Source organism: Silicimonas lutimaris, assembly GCF_047314965.1.
In the GTDB taxonomy this organism is placed as follows: Bacteria; Pseudomonadota; Alphaproteobacteria; order Rhodobacterales; family Rhodobacteraceae; genus JAVJUV01.
In genome coordinates, this window is record NZ_JBLBVK010000052.1 from 57,595 (window position 1) to 81,365 (window position 23,771).

19 protein-coding genes are annotated in these 23,771 nt (G+C 61.5%); 5 read left to right on the plus strand and 14 right to left on the minus strand.

Going from position 1 to position 23,771, the window contains the following annotated elements; translation table 11 throughout:
• Positions 1-49: 49 nt before the first annotated feature.
• Positions 50-1,870, plus strand: a complete 1,821-nt coding sequence (gene typA / locus ACKLNI_RS13565; RefSeq protein WP_413719612.1) for a translational GTPase TypA — start codon at positions 50-52, stop codon at positions 1,868-1,870.
• A gap of 65 nt (positions 1,871-1,935) precedes the next feature.
• Positions 1,936-2,616: a DUF6639 family protein gene (locus tag ACKLNI_RS13570; RefSeq protein ID WP_413719613.1), complete on the plus strand. Its 681-nt coding sequence runs from the start codon at positions 1,936-1,938 to the stop codon at positions 2,614-2,616.
• Positions 2,617-2,659: 43 nt separating this feature from the next.
• Here the strand turns inward: ACKLNI_RS13570 and ACKLNI_RS13575 are convergent, their stop codons facing one another.
• The 8 genes from ACKLNI_RS13575 to guaB form a co-directional block, all read right to left on the minus strand.
• Positions 2,660-3,004: a DMT family protein gene (locus ACKLNI_RS13575; protein WP_413719614.1), complete on the minus strand. Its 345-nt coding sequence runs from the start codon at positions 3,002-3,004 to the stop codon at positions 2,660-2,662.
• The gene (locus ACKLNI_RS13580) at positions 3,001-3,288 is read right to left on the minus strand and encodes a DUF1330 domain-containing protein (RefSeq protein WP_413719615.1); all 288 of its coding nucleotides are present in this window, start codon (positions 3,286-3,288) and stop codon (positions 3,001-3,003) included. Before ACKLNI_RS13580 ends, ACKLNI_RS13575 begins: the two co-directional genes overlap by 4 nt.
• Before the next feature lies 1 nt (position 3,289).
• Complete coding sequence (gene alaS / locus ACKLNI_RS13585; protein WP_413719616.1) at positions 3,290-5,962, minus strand: alanine--tRNA ligase; 2,673 nt, start codon at positions 5,960-5,962, stop codon at positions 3,290-3,292.
• Between the two features lie 231 nt (positions 5,963-6,193).
• Positions 6,194-7,288: a recombinase RecA gene (gene recA, locus ACKLNI_RS13590; RefSeq protein WP_413719617.1), complete on the minus strand. Its 1,095-nt coding sequence runs from the start codon at positions 7,286-7,288 to the stop codon at positions 6,194-6,196.
• A gap of 195 nt (positions 7,289-7,483) precedes the next feature.
• Entirely contained in the window at positions 7,484-9,796 is a 2,313-nt protein-coding gene (locus tag ACKLNI_RS13595; RefSeq protein ID WP_413719618.1) for an ATP-binding protein, read from the minus strand.
• 95 nt (positions 9,797-9,891) lie between these two features.
• On the minus strand, positions 9,892-11,055 hold the full coding sequence (locus tag ACKLNI_RS13600; RefSeq protein ID WP_413719619.1) for an RsmB/NOP family class I SAM-dependent RNA methyltransferase: 1,164 nt from the start codon (positions 11,053-11,055) through the stop codon (positions 9,892-9,894).
• A gap of 80 nt (positions 11,056-11,135) precedes the next feature.
• On the minus strand, positions 11,136-13,019 hold the full coding sequence (locus ACKLNI_RS13605; protein WP_413719620.1) for a hypothetical protein: 1,884 nt from the start codon (positions 13,017-13,019) through the stop codon (positions 11,136-11,138).
• 71 nt (positions 13,020-13,090) lie between these two features.
• On the minus strand, positions 13,091-14,542 hold the full coding sequence (guaB, locus tag ACKLNI_RS13610) for an IMP dehydrogenase (RefSeq protein WP_413719621.1): 1,452 nt from the start codon (positions 14,540-14,542) through the stop codon (positions 13,091-13,093).
• 168 nt (positions 14,543-14,710) lie between these two features.
• Here guaB and speB point away from each other — a divergent pair, with 168 nt between their 5' ends.
• On the plus strand, positions 14,711-15,670 hold the full coding sequence (speB, locus tag ACKLNI_RS13615) for an agmatinase (protein WP_413719622.1): 960 nt from the start codon (positions 14,711-14,713) through the stop codon (positions 15,668-15,670).
• Between the two features lie 301 nt (positions 15,671-15,971).
• Here speB and ACKLNI_RS13620 read toward each other — a convergent pair whose 3' ends face one another.
• On the minus strand, positions 15,972-16,964 hold the full coding sequence (locus ACKLNI_RS13620; RefSeq protein ID WP_413719623.1) for an SLAC1 family transporter: 993 nt from the start codon (positions 16,962-16,964) through the stop codon (positions 15,972-15,974).
• A 151-nt stretch (positions 16,965-17,115) separates the two neighbouring features.
• Here ACKLNI_RS13620 and ACKLNI_RS13625 point away from each other — a divergent pair, with 151 nt between their 5' ends.
• Positions 17,116-17,622, plus strand: coding sequence for a hydrolase (locus ACKLNI_RS13625; protein WP_413719624.1), 507 nt, complete (start codon positions 17,116-17,118; stop codon positions 17,620-17,622).
• Between the two features lie 9 nt (positions 17,623-17,631).
• On the opposite strand, the gene ACKLNI_RS13630 is transcribed toward ACKLNI_RS13625, so the two are convergent.
• A complete protein-coding gene (locus tag ACKLNI_RS13630; RefSeq protein WP_413719625.1) occupies positions 17,632-18,408 on the minus strand; it encodes a cyclase family protein in 777 nt (258 codons plus the stop codon).
• Between ACKLNI_RS13630 and ACKLNI_RS13635 the strand changes: the two genes are divergently transcribed.
• On the plus strand, positions 18,407-18,577 hold the full coding sequence (locus ACKLNI_RS13635) for a hypothetical protein (RefSeq protein WP_413719626.1): 171 nt from the start codon (positions 18,407-18,409) through the stop codon (positions 18,575-18,577). The genes ACKLNI_RS13630 and ACKLNI_RS13635 overlap by 2 nt on opposite strands.
• Here the strand turns inward: ACKLNI_RS13635 and ACKLNI_RS13640 are convergent.
• Genes ACKLNI_RS13640 through ACKLNI_RS13655 form a run of 4 tightly spaced genes read right to left on the minus strand, consistent with a single transcriptional unit; the run spans position 18,549 to position 23,771 of the window.
• Positions 18,549-19,676 (minus strand): ABC transporter ATP-binding protein, encoded by a 1,128-nt coding sequence (locus ACKLNI_RS13640; RefSeq protein WP_413719627.1) that lies wholly within the window; start codon positions 19,674-19,676, stop codon positions 18,549-18,551. The two genes, ACKLNI_RS13635 and ACKLNI_RS13640, sit on opposite strands and share 29 nt — an antisense overlap.
• An 18-nt stretch (positions 19,677-19,694) precedes the next feature.
• On the minus strand, positions 19,695-21,353 hold the full coding sequence (locus tag ACKLNI_RS13645) for an alpha-glucosidase (RefSeq protein WP_413719628.1): 1,659 nt from the start codon (positions 21,351-21,353) through the stop codon (positions 19,695-19,697).
• A gap of 11 nt (positions 21,354-21,364) precedes the next feature.
• Positions 21,365-22,522 (minus strand): carbohydrate ABC transporter permease, encoded by a 1,158-nt coding sequence (locus ACKLNI_RS13650; protein WP_413719629.1) that lies wholly within the window; start codon positions 22,520-22,522, stop codon positions 21,365-21,367.
• A gap of 13 nt (positions 22,523-22,535) precedes the next feature.
• Positions 22,536-23,771, minus strand: a complete 1,236-nt coding sequence (locus ACKLNI_RS13655; protein ID WP_413719630.1) for a carbohydrate ABC transporter permease — start codon at positions 23,769-23,771, stop codon at positions 22,536-22,538.

Here is a 23,771-nt window from a genome sequence, read left to right on the forward strand (position 1 = left end):
GCCAGCACGGCGGGCTAAGGCCGCTGAAAATTCCCGAGGCAAGAGTTTCATGGATCTCCGCAATATTGCGATCATCGCACATGTCGACCACGGCAAGACAACGCTCGTCGACGAACTCCTCAAGCAGTCCGGCGTCTATCGCAAGGGCGAGGCCACGGTCGAACGCGCCATGGACTCGAACGATATCGAACGCGAGCGCGGGATCACCATCCTCGCCAAATGCACCTCGGTCGAGTGGAAGGGCACGCGTATCAACATCGTCGACACACCCGGCCACGCCGATTTCGGCGGCGAGGTCGAACGGATTCTTTCGATGGTCGATGGCGTGGTCCTCCTCGTCGATGCCGCCGAGGGTCCGATGCCGCAGACCAAGTTCGTCACTTCGAAGGCACTGGCGCTCGGTCTTCGACCGATCGTGGTGCTGAACAAGGTCGACAAGCCGGATGCCGAACCCGACCGGGCATTGGACGAGGTGTTCGATCTCTTCGCCGCGCTCGACGCCAACGAAGACCAGCTTGACTTCCCGCATCTCTACGCATCGGGGCGTTCCGGCTGGGCAGATGCCGATCTCGATGGTCCCAGGAAGGACCTCTCGGCCCTTTTCGACCTGATCGTCCATCATGTTCCCCGCCCGCGTCAGCAGAAACGCGACGGCGAAGATTTCGGCATGCTGGCGACCACCCTGGGTTCCGATCCCTATCTGGGCCGCATCCTGACCGGGCGGGTCGAAAGCGGCAGGCTCAAGGTCGGCGCAACCGTGCAGGCGCTTTCGCGCCTTGGCCAGAAGATCGAACAATTCCGCGTCACCAAGATCCTCGCTTTCCGTGGCCTAGCTCAGCAACCGATCGACGAGGCCGTTGCGGGAGACATCGTGTCGATCGCAGGCATGACCAAGGCGACCGTGGCGGACACCATTTGCGCCCTCGCCGTGGAAGCCGCCCTTCCGGCGCAACCGATCGATCCTCCGACGATCTCGGTCACCTTCGGGATCAACGACTCGCCGCTCGCAGGCCGTGACGGCAAGAAGGTCCAATCCCGCGTCATCCGCGAGCGCCTTATGAAGGAAGCCGAATCGAACGTGGCCATCCGTGTCAAGGACACCCCCGGCGGCGAAGCCTTCGAGGTCTCGGGCCGCGGGGAACTTCAGATGGGCGTCCTCATCGAGAACATGCGCCGCGAAGGGTTCGAACTGTCGATCTCCCGGCCCCAGGTCATCTTCCGCGATATCGACGGGGTTCAGCATGAACCCATCGAGGAAGTCATCATCGATGTCGACGACGACTACACCGGCGCCGTGATCGAAAAACTGACAGGTCCCCGCAAGGGCGACATGACCGAGATGAAGCCCGCGGGCACCGGCAAGACCCGGATCGTCGCTCTGGTCCCCTCGCGGGGACTGATCGGCTACCATGGCGAATTCCTGACCGACACGCGCGGCACTGGTGTGCTGAACCGCGTCTTCCACGGCTGGGCGCCCCACAAGGGCCCGATCCCGGGCCGCCGTGCCGGCGTCCTGATCGCGCAGGAACCCGGCGTCTCGGTGGCCTACGCGCTCTGGAACCTCGAAGAACGCGGCAAGCTTTTCATCGGCGCGCAGGAACAGGTCTACGAAGGCATGATCATCGGTGAGCACAGCCGCGACAACGATCTCGACGTGAACCCGATGAAGGGCAAGAAGCTGACCAATATCCGCGCCTCCGGTACGGACGAGGCGGTAAGACTGACCCCTCCCACGATCCTTTCGTTGGAACAGGCCATCGCCTACATTAACGACGACGAACTGGTCGAGGTCACGCCGAACGCCATCCGGTTGCGGAAACGTTATCTCGATGTCCACGAGCGCAAGCGTGCGGCGCGTTCCGACAAATAAGGGACTGACCCTTTCGCGACACAAGGACCTTGGGCGTTTCAGGTATAACGGTTAGGCTGAAGGCGATGCGCTGCTCGGCCCTACTCATCAGCCTGCTACTGCCCTCGGCCCTCGCCGCGCAGGCTGTTGTTTGCCCGGATTCACGCTTCACCGTCGAAAATGGCGCACGATATACGGAGCATGTCTGCGAGGTGGTCGAGGCCGCCGCCAGGGAGTTGTCTGCCTGCAATCTTCCGATAAGCCGCCGGGTGAACATCACTCTCCTGGATGAGCTCGAGGAGAACTGCGTCGGTCTCTACCATTGCAGCGACGACAGGATCGAGGTTCTGCACCCGGATCAACTGGAACTGCAGATCCCGAACAGTGCGCTGTTCAGCGCGCTCGAACCCCTGGAGTACTTCGACAGCGTTGTCTTCCACGAACTCGTGCATGCCGCATTCGACGAGATCCCATGCCCGTTCCAGTCCTGCGCCGCGACAAGTGAGTATCTCGCCTATGCTCTGCAGATTCGGAACCTCAGCGACGATGCAAGAAAGCGCATCGGTCTCGAAGCCGTTCCCGAAGAACAGGTGTCACGGCAGAAGTTCAGTGCGATCATGGCGTTCTGGGTTCCGGACCGCTTTGCGCTGGACGCATGGGCCCATCTGATGCAGCGCCCCGATCCCTGCGCCTATGTCGGTAGCATCGCTGCAGGGAACATCCTGTTCGACACCGAGACCCCCTTCATCCTCGCGCCGCCGGATTGACCGAAACCTGCGGCTTTGCCAACGCGGACGGATCATCCGGTGTTCAGAACGGCCCCCGGAAAACAAAAAATGCCCCAAGCGCAATGAATCCAAAGCCCAACGCGTGGTTCAGCGTGATCGCTTCCTTGAGGTAAACAACTGAAAATACGGCGAAAACAGTAAGGGTGATAACCTCCTGGATCGTCTTCAACTCGGCCGCCGAGTAGACACGATGTCCGATCCGGTTCGCCGGAACGGCCAGGCAATACTCAATCAACGCTATGCCCCAACTGAGAAGTACCACCGCCCAAAGTGCGGTATGGGGAAACTTCAGATGCCCGTACCACGCCAGCGTCATGAAGACGTTGGACGCGACCAGCAAGAGAACCGGCGTGATGTATGGGCTCAATCAGTGGTCTCTACGATAACCAGTTCGCGCTCCGCCGCGCCTCGCGCGTGGCTCAGCGCCTCCTGGTATTCGGGCGAATGATAGCAGGCTTCCGCCGCTTCGACCGACGGGAACTTCGCCACCACGTTTCGCGGCCGCTCCTTTCCCTCGAGTTGAACGAACCGGCCTGCGCGCGCGATGAAATGACCACCATGCTTGGCAATGGCCGGCCCCGCCAGTTCGGCGTATTTTCCATAGCGCTCGGCGTCCGTAACGGTCACATGCGCAATCCAGAGTGCACCCATCTTATCCTCCCAAAGCTTGTCTTGCTGCCGCGATAGCCGCGTCCGCATTCGCAACCGAAGCTCCGCCACCTTGCGCCATGTCCGGACGGCCGCCACCGCCCTTGCCCCCCAGTTCCACGACGGCTGCTCGGAGCACATCCACAGCCGACACCTTTCCAGTCAGATCGTCGGTCACGCCGACAGCCACGGCGGCCTTGCCGCCAGCATCGGCCATCAGCAGAACCACGCCCGACCCCAGACGCGCCTTATGCTCGTCGATCAGAGGTGGAAGGTCCTTGCCGGAAACACCCGACAGCACCTGCGCATGGAACGCCATCCCGTTGACTGTCTCGGCCTCGGGCGCAGACTGACCGCTGCCGCCCCCGGCCATTGCCAGTTGGCGACGCAGATCGGCCACTTCCGCAGCCAGTGCCTTGCGCTCGGCCTGCAGCGCTTTGACCCGCTCTGCCACTTCCGAGGGTTGGGCCTTCAGAACTCCTGCAACCTCGCGCACCCGCAAGTCCTGCTCGCCCAAGTGCCGAAGCGCGGCGTCCCCGGTCAACGCTTCGATACGGCGCACGCCAGCAGACGACGCACTGTCACCCAGCACCACGCAAAGCCCGATATCGCCGGTCCGGGACACGTGCGTGCCGCCGCAAAGTTCGATCGACCAGGTGTCGCCATCAAGGCCCTTGCCGGTTTCGGCACGTCCCATCGAGACGACGCGCACCTCGTCACCGTATTTCTCGCCGAACAGCGCCTGCGCCCCTATGGCGCGCGCGTCGTCCGGCGTCATGATCCGGGTCTCGACGGGCGTGTTCTGACGGATAAAGGCGTTCACCTCGTCCTCGACCTGCCGCAACTCGTCTCCCGACAAAGCCTTCTGGTGGCTAAAGTCGAAGCGCAGACGGTCGGGCGCGTTCAGCGAGCCCCTCTGAGCGACATGTTCGCCAAGCGCCTGACGCAGCGCCTCGTGCAAAAGGTGCGTCGCCGAGTGGTTCGCGCGGATCGCCGTCCGCCGGTTGTGGTCCACTTCCAGCCTGACCGGTGCGCCTTTCTTCAGCGTGCCTGCCTCGGGCGTCACCCGATGCGCAAAGACGCGCCCGCCAGCAAAGCGCTGGGTATCCGAAACGCTGCCGTGGATGTCATGATCCTCGATCGAACGGAACCACCCGGTATCACCGACCTGACCACCCGATTCACCATAAAACGGAGTCTGGTTCGTAACGATCCAGGCGGTCTGGCCCGCCGATACGGCATTCGTCAGCTTACCGTCCTCGACGATGGCCAGAACCTGGCCTTCGGCCTTCTCGGTCTCGTAGCCAAGGAACTCGGTCGCGCCATGGGCCTCCGCGATCTCGAACCAGACCTCGGCATCCTTGGCCTCGCCCGATCCCGACCATGCGGCCCGAGCCTTGGCCTTCTGAGCATCCATCGCTTCATTGAAGCCCGCCAGATCGACCTTGATACCCTTTTCCCGAAGCGCGTCCTCGGTCAGGTCCAGCGGGAAGCCATAGGTGTCATAAAGCTTGAATGCCGTTTCACCGGGCATCTTCTCGCCTTCAGGCAAATCCGCCACGGCCTCGTCCAACAGGCTCAACCCGCGATCCAGCGTTGCCTTGAACCGGCTTTCTTCAGCCTTCAGCGTTTCCTCGATCAGAGCCTTGCCCCGGCCAAGCTCCGGGTAATGATCTCCCATCTGACGCACCAACTCGGCAACGAGACGGTGCATGACAGGGTCTTTCGCACCCAGCAAATGGGCGTGCCGCATCGCGCGCCGCATGATCCGGCGCAGCACATAGCCCCGCCCCTCGTTCGACGGCAGGACACCCTCCGCGATCAGGAACGCAGTCGAACGCAGGTGATCCGCGATGACCCGGTGATGGACATTGCCTTCGCCATCGGGATCTGTCGAGGTCGCGTGGGCAGAAGCCTCAATCAGCGCCCGCATCGTATCGGTGTCGTAGTTGTCGTGCTTGCCCTGCAAAAGCGCGCCGATCCGCTCCAGCCCCATGCCGGTGTCGATCGACTGCATGTCGAGTGCCCGCATCGAGCCGTCTTCGAACTGCTCGTTCTGCATGAAGACGACGTTCCAGATCTCGATGAACCGGTCGCCATCCTCCTCGGCGCTGCCCGGCGGTCCGCCCCAGATATGGTCGCCGTGGTCATAGAAAATCTCGGTGCAGGGTCCGCACGGGCCCGTCGGCCCCATCTGCCAGAAGTTGTCGCTGGTCGCGATCCGGATGATCCGGTCCTCCGGCACCCCGACCTTCTTCCAGATCTCGAACGCCTCGTCGTCTGTGTGATAAATCGTCGTCAGAAGACGTGACTTGTCGATGCCAAAATCCTGCGTCAGCAGGTTCCAGGCATAGGGAATAGCCTCGTTCTTGAAATAATCGCCGAACGAGAAATTTCCCAGCATTTCAAAGAAGGTATGATGCCGGGCCGTGTAGCCGACATTGTCCAGATCGTTGTGCTTGCCGCCGGCGCGGACACATTTCTGGCTGGTGGTCGCCCGAACGTAATCCCGTCGCTCCAGTCCGGTAAACAGGTTCTTGAACTGAACCATGCCCGAGTTCGTGAACATCAGCGTCGGGTCATTGCGCGGCACGAGCGGCGATGAGTCGACGACCTCATGGCCGTTCTTTTCAAAGTAGCTCAGAAAGGTAGAGCGGATATCATTCAGGCTGGTCATGGGCGTCACTTGTGGTTCCGGGCAGGAGCACCGAATATACGCTTCCTTTCAAGGCGTAAAGCAAGGATGACGCGCCCCTGGCAAGAGACGCGCACCATTGTCGGCGACCCGTGCACGGTCGGCAGACCACAATGAACGACAAGGACCGCCCCTGGGGACGGTCCTAATCGAGTGTCCTGTATAGTCTTCGCGCAAGAGCCGGCCTGTTCCGGAGTGCGCCGTCTCCGTTTCTCAGCCTTCGATCAGACCATCATCATCCGTGTCCATACCGGACAGGTCGTCGTCGTCGGCCCCATCGAAATCCAGGCCATGCGCTGCTCGGATCTTGTCCTCGATCTCCCAGGCAATATCCGCGTTGTCCTTCAGGAACTGCTTGGCGTTTTCACGCCCCTGCCCGATCCGTTCGTCGCCATAGCTGAACCAGGACCCCGACTTCTCGACCACCCCGGCCTTCACCCCAAGGTCCAGCAGTTCGCCGGTCTTCGAGATGCCTTCGCCGTACATGATGTCGAACTCGACCTGCTTGAACGGCGGGGCGACCTTGTTCTTGACCACTTTCACCCGCGTGGTGTTTCCGACCACCTCGTCACGATCCTTGATCGCGCCGATCCGGCGAATGTCGAGACGCACGGAGGAATAGAATTTCAGTGCGTTGCCGCCCGTCGTCGTCTCCGGGCTGCCGAACATGACGCCGATCTTCATCCGGATCTGGTTGATGAAGATCACCATGCAGTTCGAGCGTGCGATCGAGCCCGTCAGCTTGCGCATCGCCTGGCTCATCAGGCGGGCGTGGACGCCGACCGAGCTGTCGCCCATGTCGCCTTCCAGTTCCGATTTCGGCGTCAAAGCCGCGACCGAGTCGACGATCACCATGCTGACGGCGCCCGAGCGCACAAGCGTATCCGTGATCTCAAGTGCCTGCTCGCCGGTATCCGGCTGCGATATCAGCAACTCGTCGAGGTTGACGCCAAGTTTCTTCGCGTACTGCGGATCAAGCGCGTGTTCGGCATCGACGAAGGCACAGACGCCGCCTTTCTTCTGCTCTTCGGCCACGCAATGCAGCGTCAGGGTCGTCTTGCCCGAAGACTCGGGTCCGTAAATCTCGATAATGCGGCCCTTGGGCAGACCACCGATCCCCAGCGCGATATCCAGCCCCAACGAGCCGGTCGAGGTCGCCTCGATCTCGCGCATGGCATTGTCGCCGCCAAGCCGCATGATCGAGCCCTTGCCGAACTGCCGCTCGATCTGCGCCAGTGCGGAATCCAGCGCTTTCTGCTTGTCGCTGTCTTTCTTGGTGGTCATGTCCAGAATTTCTGCTGCACCCATTGGTCCTGTTCCTTATTCCACAGCCGCCTGTCGGCGGCAACGCCACTCATGTTCGCCTCTTGTTCTTATTGGAGTGTATGAGACCAAAAAGAGAACATTTCAACCGATTTGTTTCCCATTCTATGAAAACTTATTCTTAAGGGAGGGTTACCGCCGCTCGCCAAACATGGTTTTTTCTGTCTCCGCGAACGAAGACTAGTGAAACTGCTCATTCACTACGGATGTCAGTTGCTGCAGTGAGAATGGCTTGGGTAGAAACACCGAGTTGGGGATTCGCGCCTGTTTCTCGATGCGCCCCTCTTCCGAATAACCGGACACGAAAACAGTGCGCGTATCGGGTCGCTCCCGCAAGGCCCGGCGCACCCAGGTCGGGCCATCGAGCCCGGGCATGATGACGTCGGTGACAAATACGTCCACCTTCAGGTCACGGTCCTCTAGCGTGCTCAACGCCTGTTCGGCGTTTTCGGCTTCAAGCACGGTGTACCCCCGCATCCGCAACGCCCTGCTGGCGAAGGCGCGCACCGGGGCTTCATCCTCCACCAGCAGAATGACGCCGCCATCCTTGGGCGGAGCCACGGCGATCGGAGCCGGGCTCTCTTCGGCGTACTGCTCGCGAGGCATGTCATACGACGGGAAGTACAAACTGAACAGACTGCCTTTGCCGATCTCGCTGTCCACGAAAATGAAGCCGCCGGTCTGCTTGACGATACCGTATGCCGTCGAGAGGCCCAGCCCGGTTCCCTCGCCAGTTTTTTTCGTCGTGTAGAAAGGTTCGAAGATCTTGGTCAGCCCGTCGGGAGAGATCCCGGTGCCCGAGTCCTTCACCTCGATAACCACGTAATCGCCAGGGGGCACCAGCGCACGGTCGCGTCGCAACTCACTCGTCAGGCAGTCTTTGCGGATATTGATCGATATACGCCCGCCTTCCGGCATCGCGTCGCGAGCGTTCACGACAAGGTTGACGATCACCTGTTCCATCTGGCGCCGGTCGGCTCGGATGACCTGTTCTCCCAGAGCATGAACCACCTCGAGCTGGATTCGTTCCCCGATCAGTCGGTTCAGCAAGTGCGCCAAGTCGGACATGGTATCCCGCAGATCAAGCGCCTGCGGCTTCAGGTTCTGCTTGCGGGAGAACGCCAGCAACTGCCCCACGAGACTGGCCGCACGATTGGCATTCTGGGAAATCTGCATCAGATCCGAATAATCGGGGTCGCCCGGATCGTGACGCAAAAGCAGAAGATCGCAATGCCCGCTGATCGCTGTCAGAAGATTATTGAAATCATGCGCCACGCCGCCGGCAAGCTGTCCGATCGCCTGCATTTTCTGGCTCTGAACAAACTGAGCCTCCAGGGTTTTCAACTCGGTCGCGTCGTTCAGAATGCCGAAAAGCACGGTTCTGTCGTTCTCCATCGTGCGGCCAAGCGTGATTTGCAGGAAAAGCTCTTGTCCAGGCCCAACGACACGCACGATTTCAGGTTTCAGCAGACCACGCCCTTTGGCCGCATCCTCAAGCCAGTCGGATATCGGCCGCCCCATGCCCTCGACCAGTTCGAACAGAGGCGGCAAAGGCTCCTCTCCCAGGGAAAGGATGGATCGCGCCTCGTGGTTGGCCTCGATCAGATCGCCTTCAGCGGTCACCTTCAGCATCGGAACAGGCAGCGCATCGAGAAGGTCCGACTCCGACAGGATCTTCCCTATTGGCGACTCGACCGACGCTTCGGCCGGAAGCAGAGCGATTTCACGCCAGCCCTCCGAATTGCGCAACTCGACCAGCCGCACCGCAACGTCGTCACGCCTTCCCGAGATCCTATATGAGTTTCCAGATACGAACGGCTGGTGATCGAGAAGCAGCGCCAGAGTGGCCGGAATCTCGCCAATCTGGGACGATGCCAGATCATTTCCGCCAAGAATGCCGCCATCCGGTGAAACCGACAACAGAGCGACGCGATCCGCCACATCGGAGCGAGCGCTGGCCGCACAGCGCTGATCGAACCTCCATAAGAGACGCTCATCCGACACCTTGCAGACCTCGATACGCAAGCGCCGCGCCCCAACGCTGACGGTTTCGCCGGCATGCCCCTCGGCGAAAGCCTGCGCCGCGCAACGGTCGGAATGAAGGGTGCCAATTCCAAAGATCTTGCCCGCAAAATCGGTCGCATTGGTCGGTCGATAGCCTTTCTCCAGTCGGCTGGCAGCCCCGTTCAACGACATCAGACGCCCGGTGTGGTCCGACAACAGCGCGGGACACCGTTCGCCGCGAAGGGCGATCTCCGAAAGCCGGTTATGACGGATCAGGCTAGCGCGCTCCCGTACGAGCAACCCCAGGCCGAAGATGGCCAAAGCGAACAGTCCGATCCCGGCGCCAAGAAAGACTTTTGCCATACCCAAAGGTGGAACGATGACACTTGCCAGAAGCATTGCGCCTGAAGCGGTCAGGAACAGAAAAAAGCGCTCGGAAAAGTCAGAGGCCAGAGGCAGCAAAATCGCTGGGCCCTTACGGTCGGTCAAAAAAGCATCCTGCGGTTCAAGCTGCGATGTGAAACCGACAGTGTTGGCAATAGGTTAACGAAAAATGAACGGGTGTGCCAAATTCGTTGATTTCGTCAGCGTCGGCGCAGAATGGCAACGAAAAACCCGTCGCCGCCCTCCAGCGGGCTGAACCGCCGCTCGTCAACCGGATGCCATTCCGGATGCCGTTCCAGGAAAGCAGCGATCCTTTCGCCGTTCTCTTCCTCAAGAAGAGAACAGGTTGCAAAGGCCAGCACCCCGTTCTCTTTCACATGGGCAACCGCGCGGTCCAGAATCTCGTCCTGTACATCATTCAGCTCGGAAAGACGGGCCGGCGTCAGCAGCCATTTCGCGTCAGGTTGCCGCCGCCATGCTCCACTGCCAGAGCACGGTACATCCGTCAGGACACAGTCGAAAAGACCATCCGGGCGTTCTGCCACCTCGATGCGTTGTCCCGCGCGGGCCGCTCGCGCCGGAATGTCCCGCATTCTCTTCATATCCGCGTCATGGGCCACGACCCTCGATGCACCGCCGGCGGCAAGCTGCAGCGACTTCCCTCCACCTCCGGCGCAATAATCGAGGACCGAACCTCCGGCGGCATAGGGCGACACGAGGTCCACAACCGCCTGCGAAGCGGCATCCTGCAATTCGACGACACCATCGCCATAGGCTTTCGAGCCCTGAACGCGCCGCGCGTTCCCTGTCACCCGCAGAGCGGAGGGGCTGAGTGGCTCCTCGACAGCCACGATATCATCCTCCGCAAGCATCTTGATCGCTTGATCCGTTGTGGCTTTGGAGATGTTCGCCCGAAGAAATACCGGAGCCCGCGACTGCAACGCACTCAGAATCGGGGCCGCTTGCTCCCCAAATGCTTTCTGGAAAATCGGCCAAAGCCAATCCTGGCAATCGAAGCGCACCGGATCGGGCGCCAGGGAGATTTCCGGCGAGAGTGCCGCCTCACGCTCCGAAAGCCGGTCGAGACAATGACGATCGCCCGTGAATTCGGCATCAGGATCCTCGCCTTCGGCACGCACTCTGCCAAGCATGAGGCCTCGCCCGGTTTCCGCCCCTCCAATCCAGGCGAACGAACGCTGGCGCCGGCGCGCATCGAAAACAAGGTCGCGGACCGCCGCCCTGTCTCCTGACCCGGCATAACGGCTGGATCGCGCCCAGTTGAGCAGGCACTGCTCGGTCGAACCTCCAGCGATGACCTTGTCCAGGATGTCCGCCGCCGCGGCGATGCGCGCGGCGGGCGTCATATAGATGAGGCCTTTGAGTTAGTCATTGACAGTCGCCCAGCCCGGCGGCGTCCAAGCATCTTTGAGGATCGCATCGAATTTCAGCCGTCGGCAGTCGTATCGGACTCTGATCCCGAACCACCGCCACCGTTCCCGGAATTGCCATTTCCGGAGTTGCCGTTCGAGCCGCTGCCGGTGCTTGAACCGGTATCGTCAGATGTATCCGTCCCTTCCGAGGAGCTTGTGTCGCCAGACGTTCCCGTATCTCCGGAACCGCTGACATCACCATCCGTACCGCCCGTGGGCTCTGTTTCCTCCGACACACCGGAATCATCCGTTGTCCCGGTGCCGCCCAAATCGCCCGGAATACCTATGTCTGTCGATGTCCCGGACGAAGGAATACTCAATGCGGAAGACCCACCCTTAAGCGCAGAGGCCGGCGTACCGTCAATCTCATGCCCTCCGCCGAAGATCCGCTCCAGGAAGGACGGAGATCGCCTGACGATGACCACGCGCGGCGTCGGAGCCGGTTGCTGTGCCTGGACCTGGCGAGGCGCCGCTACAACAGCTGGACGTGACAATCCCTCACCGGCCAGCCAAATCTCGACGATTCCTTGGGCCGGAGACGGGCGGAAAGACGTAAAATCTCTAAGACGGGCGTCATAGGCTTCTGCCAGGCGCGCGGCCTCTCCACGGTCTTCCTCGTGGAAGAAGCGGATATTCCGCTCGCTGATCTTGAGATCCACCAGCGTCAGCGCCGAAAGTTCATGCCCCCGCTCGAGAAGGTTATCGGCGATGGCCTCCGCGATAGCGGGATCCGTCGTGCGCGGAACCATAATAGTAACAGACAGAAGACTGAGCGGAGCCGACAGAGGCTCGCTGGTGCCCGCCTCTTCGGCGATCGGATCTGCCGCGGCGACGCCGGGAAGGCGATCTGTTGCGGGAACGCTCACCCGGACCGCTGACGAACGGTCGCCTACCGGCTGGATCGCGGACCAGCCAGTCGTGCCAAAGCCATCGTCTCCGAAGGGGACAGGCAAAAGTGCTGCGACGAAACGTTGCTGAGATACGGCCGTCTCGAGGGGCAGTACCAAAGGACCGCGCGGCGGCCGACCCGAGACCGGCGTCCACTCCCCAAGGGTCGTCGAACGCGGAAACGCGTTCATCGGGCGCGTTATGCCAAGCGCGGGCTGCAGCCCGATCTGCGGAGCCGACCGTCCAGACGCGGGTCCCTTGTCCATCGGCGGCACTGTCTTGGTAAACGGAAGTACCGCCAGCAGACAGACGCCCGCCAGAAGCAAAGCCGGTATTCCGCGCCGACGTCGGCGCACCGCAGGTTTCGCCGCAGCTTCCGTCGCGGGCGTTTCAGATTCGGCAACGACTATGGTTGCCGCATAGTCTCGCGCCAGCCTTTCGGTCTCGTCGGCGGATCGCGTTTCAGCCGTTCGGCTTGGCTCGACGTGGGTAACCAGGCTTGGTTGCGGTACGAACGGGCGAACTGGAGTGAAATCCGGAGAAAGTGACTTGATATACCGATCCGCCACAGATCTCGGCTTTTTGGCCGCCTCGGAAAGACGCACGTCATCTTTTTTATCGGCAGTCGCGATCAAGCCGGGCGCATCGGCCTCGCGGGACGGGGGCTCGGACGTCTCGGGCCTCAACTCGTCAAGGCTTGGTCCGCCATTTCCTCCGGCGCCTTCGACAGTCTCACGAAGCGATCGGACGCGATCCGAAAAATCGAGCTTATCGTCGTCCTCGGATTTCAATAACGGCTCGATCGGCTCATAGCCCTCGGGACGATCCTGTCCGGCCTCCTCCCACGGCTTCAGGCGGCGTTTCGGAGCTTCCTGGGAATTGGCCTTCTCGCGCAGGGCAATGGCACGCCGGGCGCGCGCCTCGGCAAGACGGGCTTGCCAGCGGTCGTCCTTTTCAAGGTCAAAGACATCCCTTGCGGGTTCTTCAGGTCGTAATGCGCGGTCTGCCATGGCCCCCACCTGGCTACACATCAACAAACGGACCGACAGCGGTTCCTCAATCGTTACTTTTCAGCCCCGCCTCACCCGCCGAAGCGATAGTTGGGGCTTTCGCGCGTAATCTGGACATCGTGGACGTGGCTTTCCTTGAGCCCTGCCCCGGTTATCCGCACGAACTTACAATTTTGTCGCATGTCTTCGATGGTTTCGCAACCTGTGTAGCCCATGGCCGCGCGAAGCCCACCGATCAACTGATGTATGACGGCACCAGCGGACCCCTTGTAGGGCACTTGGCCTTCGATACCCTCGGGTACGAGCTTGTCGCTCGCCGCATCCTTCTGGAAATACCGGTCCGCGCTGCCGCGTGCCATTGCACCAAGACTGCCCATGCCGCGATAGGATTTGAAACTACGTCCCTGGTACAGGATCACCTCGCCGGGCGACTCGTCCGTGCCGGCGATCATAGAGCCGACCATGGCGCAGGACGCACCCGCGGCGATGGCCTTGGCGAAATCACCGGAAAATTTGATCCCGCCGTCGGCGATCACGGGAACATCGCCCGCGGCCTGTGCGCAATCGATGATCGCCGACAACTGCGGCACGCCGACGCCCGCGACCATTCGAGTCGTGCAGATCGACCCCGGCCCGATCCCGACCTTGACGGCGTCCGCACCGGCATCGATCAGCGCTTTCGTGGCATCGCCAGTCGCGACGTTGCCCGCGATGATCTGCACTTCGTTCGACAGTTTCTTCGCCCGGACAACGGCCTCCGCAACCGAAGCGGAATGCCCATGCGCCGTATCGATCACGATGATGTCCACGCCGGCATCGACCAGCGCCTCGGAGCGTTCGAACCCCGCATCGCCCACCGTGGTCGCTGCCGCGACACGCAAACGTCCCAGCGCGTCCTTGCAGGCCTGCGGGTTCAGGACCGCCATTTCGCTGTCCTTCAACGTCAGGAGGCCGGTGAGCTTGCCATTCGCATCCGTCACCAGCAACTTCTCGATCCGGCGCGCCCGCATCAGGCTGCGTGCCTCGTCGAGATCCGCGGGTTCCTTCAGGACCGCGAGGTTCTCCGAAGTCATCATGACCCTGACCGGGGTATCGTCGCTCTCGGCGAACCGCATATCCCGGTTCGTGACGATCCCAACGACCTTGTGGTTCTTGTCCACCACGGGAAAGCCGGTGAAATTGTAGCGTTCGATCAGCGCCTTGGCGTCGCCAAGGGTCTGGTCCGGCGTCAAGGTGACCGGGTTATATACGATACCGGACTCGAACCGCTTCACGCGCCGCACCTCGCGTGCCTGGGCCTCGATGTCGAGGTTGCGGTGGATCACGCCGATGCCGCCGGCCTGAGCCATCGCGATAGCCATGCGTGCCTCGGTCACCGTATCCATCGCCGAGGACAGAAGCGGTATGTTCATCTTGATGGTCTTGGTGACCTTCGTGCGCGTATCGGCCGTCGACGGCAAAACCTTGGAGGCGGCCGGAACGAGCAGAACGTCGTCGAATGTGAGTGCCTCACGAATCTCCATGAGCGGTTCTCCTTGGGAGGGATCGTTTGACGCCTCCCTATTGCATGGCTTGTCATGGGCCGAAAGCCCTATTCGTGGCCAAAACGACGCGGATCACCAGATTTTGTGGACGGTACCCCCAAAAAACTGCCGCTTGCATCCGCATCCGAACCCGGGCCTGATGACCTGATGAGCACGCATGGATACGAAACCGGCCGCCTCGATCTGCCCTTCGTCGGCATCTCGACCTTCGGCAAGAGACCTTACGTCCAGGACTGGGACAGGATCGACGCCCACGCCGCCGTTCTCGGCGCGCCCTTCGATGCAGGCACCCAGTGGCGCTCCGGCGCACGCTTCGGACCTCGTGCCGTGCGCGAGGCCTCGACGCTGTTTTCTTTCGGACACGCCGGCGCCTATGACCACGAGGATGACCGGACCTACCTGCCCGGCGACGTCCGCATCGTCGACATCGGGGATGCGGACATTGTGCATACCGACACCGAGAAGAGCCATGCCAACATCGAAACCGGCGTCCGCTCGATCCTGAAGGCCGGTGCCCTGCCGGTGGTGATCGGCGGCGACCACTCGGTCAACATCCCCTGTATCCGGGCCTTTGATGATCAGCCCCCCTTCCACATTCTTCAGATCGACGCGCATCTGGATTTTGTGGACGAGCGTCACGGCGTCCGCCACGGCCACGGAAATCCGATGCGCCGGGCCGCCGAGCAGGCTCAGGTCACCGGACTGACACAGGTCGGCATAAGAAACGTTTCCTCGACGGCCCGCGAGGGCTACGAGGACGCGCGCAGGATGGGCTCAGACATCCTGTCCGTCCGCCAGGCCCGCAACCTCGGCCCGGCAGGCGTCGCGTCAAGGCTTCCGACGGGTGCGCGCGTCTATGTCACCCTGGACATCGACGCTTTCTGCCCTTCCATCGCGCCCGGCACCGGCACGCCAAGTCACGGCGGCTTCCTCTACTACGAGGTTCTGGAACTATTGCAGACTATCGCCCGTAACCACGAGGTCGTGGGCTTCGATCTCGTCGAGGTCGCGCCCGACTACGATCCGACCGGATCGACCGCGATCCTCGCTGCCCAGGTCATGCTGAATTTCCTGGGTTTCATCTTCGATGCGCGCTGTCCGGGATGACCCGGCGCAGCGCCACCCCCGATACGGCGCCATAGACTGCCGAAGTCCGACGGTTCGCTGAGGGGAATCTCCGCCTGTCTCTGCGCGGTTCTCCATAAGGAGCTGCCCAGATCTCCACGGGGCGCTGCCCAGATCTCCAACCGACTCTACTCTTGTTTCTGCCGGACTCTGCGCTGCCAACGACTCCTTGGCGCGCGTTCGCGGTTTATTAGGACAGCGGGCGGTAAGTTAGGGGTGGGTGTACGGGGGAAACAACACAGGCCGCAAAAACGATTCGACATCTCCCAGCTGTGCCGTGGGATCACGCAATGGCCGCGTTGGTTTTCGCAGCCAGCATCCCCTTCGCCCAAAGCTTCAGCACACGGTAGGCAATCGCAGGGATGTAGAGCGTAGCGGCCACAAGAACGATCGCTCCGAGGTAGCGCAGGACTTCCATGTCGAAGTACTGCGACCCGATCAGCAGTGCACCCGCGAATGCCGTCACCGGAAACGTGAAGGCACTCCAGAACCCGCTGAATTCGCCCTCTGTCAGCCAGCGGATGCGAACCAGGAAGATCGCGGCGAGAACGGCAGCCCAGATCAGCGAAATCGCCCCAAGCAAGGTCTGCCCGGTGAGCATGGCGGCTCCGGCGACAAATCCCGCCGGCGCAAGCTGTATCACCTGCAACGGCCGCAAGGGCGGCTGTCCCTCCCCGGTCAGCAGCGGCCGGACGCTCACTGCCGTAACCACAACCGCGGCAGCGGCGCAGTAACCGATCAGCCAGGGCAGCGTTCCGGTCACCACATCCAGCGTCAACGCCGCGCCCGGGGCCAGAATGAAGCCGACGAACACAAGGTGCATCGCGGGCGTGACGGGCCCCGAGGTGTCCGTTCCCGACAATCTCTGCACCAGAACGCGAAGCGCGATTCCAAGGAGCCCCAGAAATCCGACCACCAGACAGGCCAGCGCCAGACCGCGCGCCATCGGCGCAAGTATTGCGGCCTCGACCATCAGGCCTATGAAAAGAGCGGCCAGACCCGTCCGGCCCGGAAGCGTCTTCAGATCATCCAGCATCACGCCTGGGCGGAAAAAGAACTTCGCCCCGTAAGCCACCAGACAATATGCAAAAAGCAAACTCACCATACCGGCGGCCAGATCGACAGGCGCGGTTGGAAACCCAAAGACATCAACCGCCCGCCTCCAGGCCGCGACCAGCCCCAGAAGTCCAAGGACAGCCGGAAATATGGCCGGAGGAACGCGCCGGAACAGGCCCACTTTCTGGGGCAATTGGGGCGGTGGGGGAAAATGTGACATGGGCGAAATCTCCTGACCCCATGTCTGCCACAGCCGGTGGGCCCGGTGCAGCGCGGCACGACATCGCACGGCCCCCATCGTGATTGACCGGCATCAACGACAGAACCGCTGAACCGCTTATACTGTTCAGGTTCAGAAGGGAGGTTTGAACATGGAAACGAATACTCTTCCCCGCTTCGACGACAGCGTCAATGAAACCGGCTGTTGCCCGCGATTCAATCCCGAAGGATGGGACGGTCGGGAATTGCACTTCAGGGACAAGAGGTTCCTCCGGGCAGAGACCCGCAGCGCGATGCATATCCCGCTCAACATGGGTCGTGTGTTCGCGCGGGTGAACAGCCGCATTGAAGAAGCCGGTGGCTGGGACAACGACGACATGATCGTCCTCAGCCGCGATCTGTCGCCGTTCAAGGCAGAACACCTGTTTTCCGTTCCGCGCGATATCCCCGGTGAAGAGATGACGTCACTGACCGGCGACTTCGTCACCAAGGCCTTCGAAGGCCCCTACCGAGACGCGAAAGACTGGTGCGCCGAGATGGAACAGCTTGTTCGCGACAAGGGCAGCCTGCCCGGCCGCGTGTATTTCTTCTACACGACCTGCCCGAAATGCGCGAAGCACTATGGCAAGAACTACGTCGTCGGGGTGGCCGAGATCTGATCCGCCCGTTCAGTCATCAAGGATCGCCACGGCGCGCGTGAAACCCGCCGAGCCGCCCTTGATCTTGATCGGGAAGCAGCAGACCGTGAACCCGGTCTCCGGCAGGGACTCCAGGTTCGACAGCTTCTCGATGTGGCTATACCCGATGTCCATCGAGGCCCGGTGCCCCTCCCAGATGATCGATGGGTCCCGTGTCTCGGCCCATCGTTTAGCAGTATAGGAAAACGGCGCATCCCACGACCAGGCATCCGTGCCGGTCACCCGCACTCCTTTTTCCAGCAGGTACAACGTAGCCTCCCGCCCCATGCCGCAGCCCGCGTCCAAGTAATCCGGCTCGCCGTACTTCGCCCCCGCCGACGTGTTGACAAGCACGATGTCCAGGGGCTGCACATCGTGCCCGATCCGCTCCAATTCGGCTTCCACTTCGGCGGCGCTGACCACGTGCCCGTCCGGCAGGTGCCGGAAATCCAGCTTCACTCCCGGATTCATGCACCACTCCAGCGGAACCTCGTCGATCGTGATCGCACGCTTGCCGCCGTCCATGGTCGAATGATGATGGTACGGCGCATCCAGATGGGTGCCATTGTGGGTTGCCACCTCCATGAACTCCATCGCCCACCCCTCTCCGTTCGGCAGATCGTCCCGCGACAGACCCGGGAAGAACGCTTCCAATCTATCGGCCGTATCGGCGCCGGTCTTGTAGTCGATCTTCGGCAACATGAATGGCGGGTCCGAGGCGATCCCGGCCTGAAGCGCGACGGAGATATCGATGAAACGGCGGGGCATGAAGTGCAATTCCTTCCGAACAGGCAGCCATGTCTGCCCGACGGCAGGCTATCACATGCCGGGGGTCTTCCAAGATCGCTTCAACGAATACGAAAAGACCGGGCAATTGCCCGGCCTCTTCGACAAGCACCTGCCCTGGCTCAATGCGCCTTCGTCGCGATCCGCTTGATCGGACGGTCGCGGTAAAGAAGCGATTGCGTATCGAGGAATACATGCACCTTCGACGGATCGGCCGTCAGTTGCACGTCCTTTCCGCGCAGCTCGTTGTGGATGCCCTGCAGCTTTCCGATAACCGGGTCACGACCGTCCTGCGGCTCGAAATAAAGCAGCGTCACCTCGCCCAGTGCCTCGGTGATGTTGACCTTGCCGCTGAAGATATGGCTGCCGCCGGGGGCTGCGGCCACGAAATCCTCCGGCCGCACACCGATATTCACCTCCTTGCCCATCTCTTCGGGCAAAGAGGGATAGTGCGACACGGCCAGCCCTCCGCCAACGACCTCGATGGTAGTCTGTTCACCGGTCCCGGTGATCCTGCCGGGGATAAGGTTCATCGCGGGCGACCCGATGAACTGGGCCACGAATTCGTTCTCGGGGCGCTCGTACAGCTCAAGCGGCGACCCGACCTGGGCGATGCCGCCGCCTGCCAGCACGACGATCCGCGTGGCCAGCGTCATCGCCTCGACCTGGTCATGCGTGACGTAAATCATCGTGGAGTCCGGCATCGATTCCTTCAGCTGCGCGATCTCGATCCGAGTGGCCACCCGCAACGCCGCATCGAGGTTCGAGAGCGGCTCGTCGAACAGATAGACCTTCGGATCGCGCACGATGGAGCGTCCGATGGCAACGCGCTGGCGCTGTCCGCCCGACAGGGCCTTGGGCAGCCGGTCCAGCAGGTTGTGCAACTGCAGGATCCGCGCGGCCTTCTCCACGCGTTCGTCGATCTCGGCCTGGCTTTTCTTGGCGATCTTCAGCGCGAACTGCATGTTCTCCCGCACCGTCATGTGCGGATAAAGCGCATAGGACTGGAACACCATCGCGATGCCCCGCTGGGATGGCGGGACATCGTTCACCACCATGCCGTCGATCTGCAGCTCGCCGCCGGTGATCTTTTCCAGACCCGCGATCATGCGCAGAAGCGTGGATTTGCCACAGCCTGACGGCCCCACGAAAACGATCAGTTCGCCCTTCTTGATGTCGAGATTGATGTCCTTCAGGACATCCACCTCGCCATAGGACTTGGCCACATTCGTCAGCAAAAGATCAGCCATGGTTTCCCTCCCCTAAAGTCATGCGCCGGCAAAGGCGAAAAGCGCCTGCCACGGCGGCAGGGTCGTGTTGGTGTCGTCCTCGACGCAGGTGAACGGCGCGCCACGATCGATTTGCCAGCTACCCTCCGGCATCGTGACAACCCTGTCTTCGTCCGACAGGTTGAAGGCGCAGAATACCCGCGCATTTCCATGCGCGCGGATGAAGCTGATATAGGTATCGTCAGCCTCGACCAGTTCGAAATCGCCCTTCAGCAACGCCGCATAGGCGCGCCGAAAATCGATCATCCGGCGATAGAAATTCAGCGTCGACGCCTCGTCGCCATCCTGGACCTCTACCGCTGCCTGCACGTGCTCCATCGCCACCGGCAACCACGGCTTGCCCTGCGAGAAACCGCCGTGCACCTGGTCATGGCTCCACGCCATCGGCGTCCGGCAGCCATCGCGGCCCTTGAACTTGGGCCAGAACCTCTTGCCGTACGGGTCCTGCAAATCCTCGAAGGGGACGTAAGCCTCGGTCAGTCCCAGTTCCTCCCCCTGGTACAGGCAAATAGTGCCGCGAAGCGACATGAGGAGCGCCGCGTAAAGCCGTACCGCCTCGGGCGACAGGCCCCAGCGCGATGCATGCCGCTCCACGTCATGGTTCGAAAACGCCCAGCAGGCCCAGCTCTCGGGCGCCGCATCGCCGAACTGGCGCAAGACCTTCGCGACCCGCGTGCCGGTCGGGAACTGTGACGAGAGAAAGTCGAATCCATAGCACATGTGGAGCCGCTTGGTGCCCTCGGTATAGGCCGCCTGGATCGCCAACCCCTGCTGGTCGTCGCCAACCTCGCCCACCGCGGTGATGTCCTGAAACTCGTCCATCACGCCGCGCAGGCGCTCCAGGAACTTCAGGTTCTCGGGCTGGGACTTGTCGTATTTGTGGTTCTGGAATGTATAGGGGTTCACCGAAGGCGCCGTGGTGATGTCGCTTTCGGCGCGGTTAACCGGCGGGTTGTCCCTGAGTTCCTTGTCGTGAACGTAGAAGTTCACCGTATCGAGGCGGAAGCCGTCAACGCCGCGCTCCAGCCAGAACCGGGCCACGTCCAGCAACTCCTGCTGCACCTCCATATTGTGGAAGTTCAGGTCGGGCTGCGAGGTCAGGAAGTTGTGCAGGTAGTACTGCATCCGCTGCCCGTCCCATTCCCAGGCCGACCCGCCGAAGATCGACAGCCAGTTGTTGGGCGGCGTCCCGTCGGGCTTGGCCTCGGCCCAGACATACCAGTCGGCCTTGGGATTTTCGCGCGAGGCGCGGCTTTCCTTGAACCACGGATGCTGGTCCGAGGTATGGCTCAGCACCAGGTCGATGATCACCCGAATACCCAGCTCGTGCGCCCTTGCGATCAGCGCGTCGAAATCGCCCAGCGTTCCGAACATCGGATCGACATCCCGGTAGTCCGACACGTCATAGCCGAAATCCTGCATCGGCGAGGTGAAGAAGGGCGAGATCCAGATGGCGTCCACGCCCAGCGATGCCACATGCGGCAGCCGGTGAATGATGCCGGAAAGATCGCCGATGCCGTCGCCGTTCGAGTCCTGGTAGGAGCGCGGATAGATCTGGTAGATCACCGCACCCCGCCACCAGTCGGCATCGGCCTTGAGGGTCGACTTGGATTCGACACGCGGGTCGAGGAAACTCATCAGGATAGTCCTTACTTGACCGAACCGGCCAGAAGGCCGCGAACGAGATAGCGTTGCATTGCAAAGAAAACGACCAGCGGCACCGCGATCGAAACGAACGCCGCGGTCGCCAGGATTTCCCAGTTGCCGCCACGTGTACCCAGAAGTTCGACGATCTGGTTCGTCATGACGGTCGTGGACCCGGTCGAGTCGATCAGGAACACCTTGGCCACAAGCAAGTCGTTCCATGTCCAGAGGAACTGGAAGATCGCGAAGCTCGCCAAGGCCGGGAACGACAGAGGGAGGATGATCTTCGTGAAGATCTGGAAATCCGTCGCTCCATCGACCTTGGCGTTCTCGATGATGTCCCTCGGAAGGCCCACCATGTAATTTCGCAGGAGATAGATCGCGAGCGGCAGCCCGAACCCGGTATGGGCCAGCCAAACGCCAAGATACCCCTTGCCGATGCCGATCCCCAGGTGCAGTCGCAGAAGCGGAATGAGCGCCAGCTGCAACGGCACCACCAGCAGCGCCACGACCAAGGCGATCAGAAGCGCACGGCCCGGGAAATCCATCCACGCCAGCGCATAGGCCGCGAAAGCTGCCACCACGATCGGGATGATCGTCGCAGGTATCGTCACCGTCAGCGTGTTGAAGAAGGCTTTCGCCATGTTGTCCTGGCCGGTGCCGCTGAAGAGGATCGTGTTATAGTTGCCCAACGTGAAATCCGGCGGGGTTTCCGCGGTGACGAATACGCGCTGACCACGCCGCCCCGGCTCTTCGGGGCTCGTGTAGCGGTAGCTGCCATCCGCCTCCAGGGTGAGCGTTTCGCCTTCGCCGAACTCGGCGGTTTCCCCGGCGCCAAAAGCGCCGATGTCACGCGACGAGACACCGAAACTGCTGATCACGGCCGCTTCTCCCGGCCCGCCCTCGTCGGTCAGAAGATTGCCGGTCACGACATAAAGACCGTTCTCCTGAACCGCAGCGTCTCCGCCACCGGTTCTCAACTGAATAGTCTGCTCCGTCGGGAAAAGCGCCGCCCACCAGCCCGAGGACGAAATCTGATCAGCGGTCCGGAAGGACGACACGAACAGGCCAACCGTCGGGAACAGCCAGAGCAGCACAAGCAAGGCGACCGAGATATGCACGGCCCAGGTCAGACGGGATTTGGTTCCAGCGATATTGTCCATCTCTCCGTCTCCCTCAGCGCATTTCTTTGCGGGCGTTGTAGACGTTCCAGACCAGGATCGGCGTCACCAGAAGCATGATGACGATCGCACTGGCGGATCCGACACCCCAATCGTTGGCACGGAACAGCTTGTCGTACATGTAGTTCGCCAGAACCTGCGTCTCCCACTGCCCGTTCGTCATCGCGAACACGATGTCGAAGACCTTCAGCACGGTCAGGGTAATCGTGGTCCAGACCACGACGATCGTCGGCATGATCTGCGGCACCTTGATCTGGAAGAAAATCTGGAACGGGTTGGCCCCGTCGATAATCGCGGCCTCGACCGTTTCCTCGGGGATTCCGCGCAGCGCGGCGGAAAGGATCACCATGGCAAAGCCGGTCTGGATCCAGATCAGCACGACCATCAGGAAGAAGTTGTTGTAGAACGGCAGCGTCAGCCAGGTCTGCGGCTCGCCATAGGGCAGAACGGTTGTGAACACATCCAGAACCGATTTCAGCGAGATCACCGCAAGGATCGCCGAGAACACCGCCAGAACCAGGCGGACGCCCTTGACCCCCGCGCCGGCATGCGACCGCTCGTTCGTCAGAACGGGACGCGCCAGCGCCCACGCCACGAAACCGAATACGGCAGCAGAGGCGAGGAACAGCACCGCCGGAAGGATCTTCAGCAGAAGGATCGACCCGATCCCTCCGTCGAACTGCATCCAGACCGCGTTCAGAATGCCGATCTGCCCCACGTCCTCGGGACGGGTATCATAGATCAGCTTAAAAATCACCGAAGCGCCGACGAAAGAGATCGCCATCGGCATGAAGATCAGGGACTTGGCGACATTGCCCCAGGAAATGCGGTCGGTAAGCTGCGCGACCAGAAGCCCGAATGCGGTCGAGGCCGCGGGCACGACGATCAGCCACAGCATGTTGTTCCGGATCGCTTCCCAGAATTTCGGCTCGGACATCATCTGGGAGTAATTTGCAAATCCGACGAACGCGCCGTCCCGGCTGCGGTCGGTCAGGGACAGCCTCAGCGTCTCGAAGACGGGATATCCAAGGTAAAGAAGCAGCGCGAACATGGCAGGAAAGACGAAAAGCCACGGGCGGATCTGGTTCGCCCGGTTGATGTTACGGCCTGCGTTGGGTCCGCTCGCGGGGAACAGAACCTTGTCCAGAAACAGGTTCGAGAAATAGAAGTAAGCCAGGCAACCGCCGACACCGATGACAATGGTCACGAGACCGAGCAATGCGGGATGCAT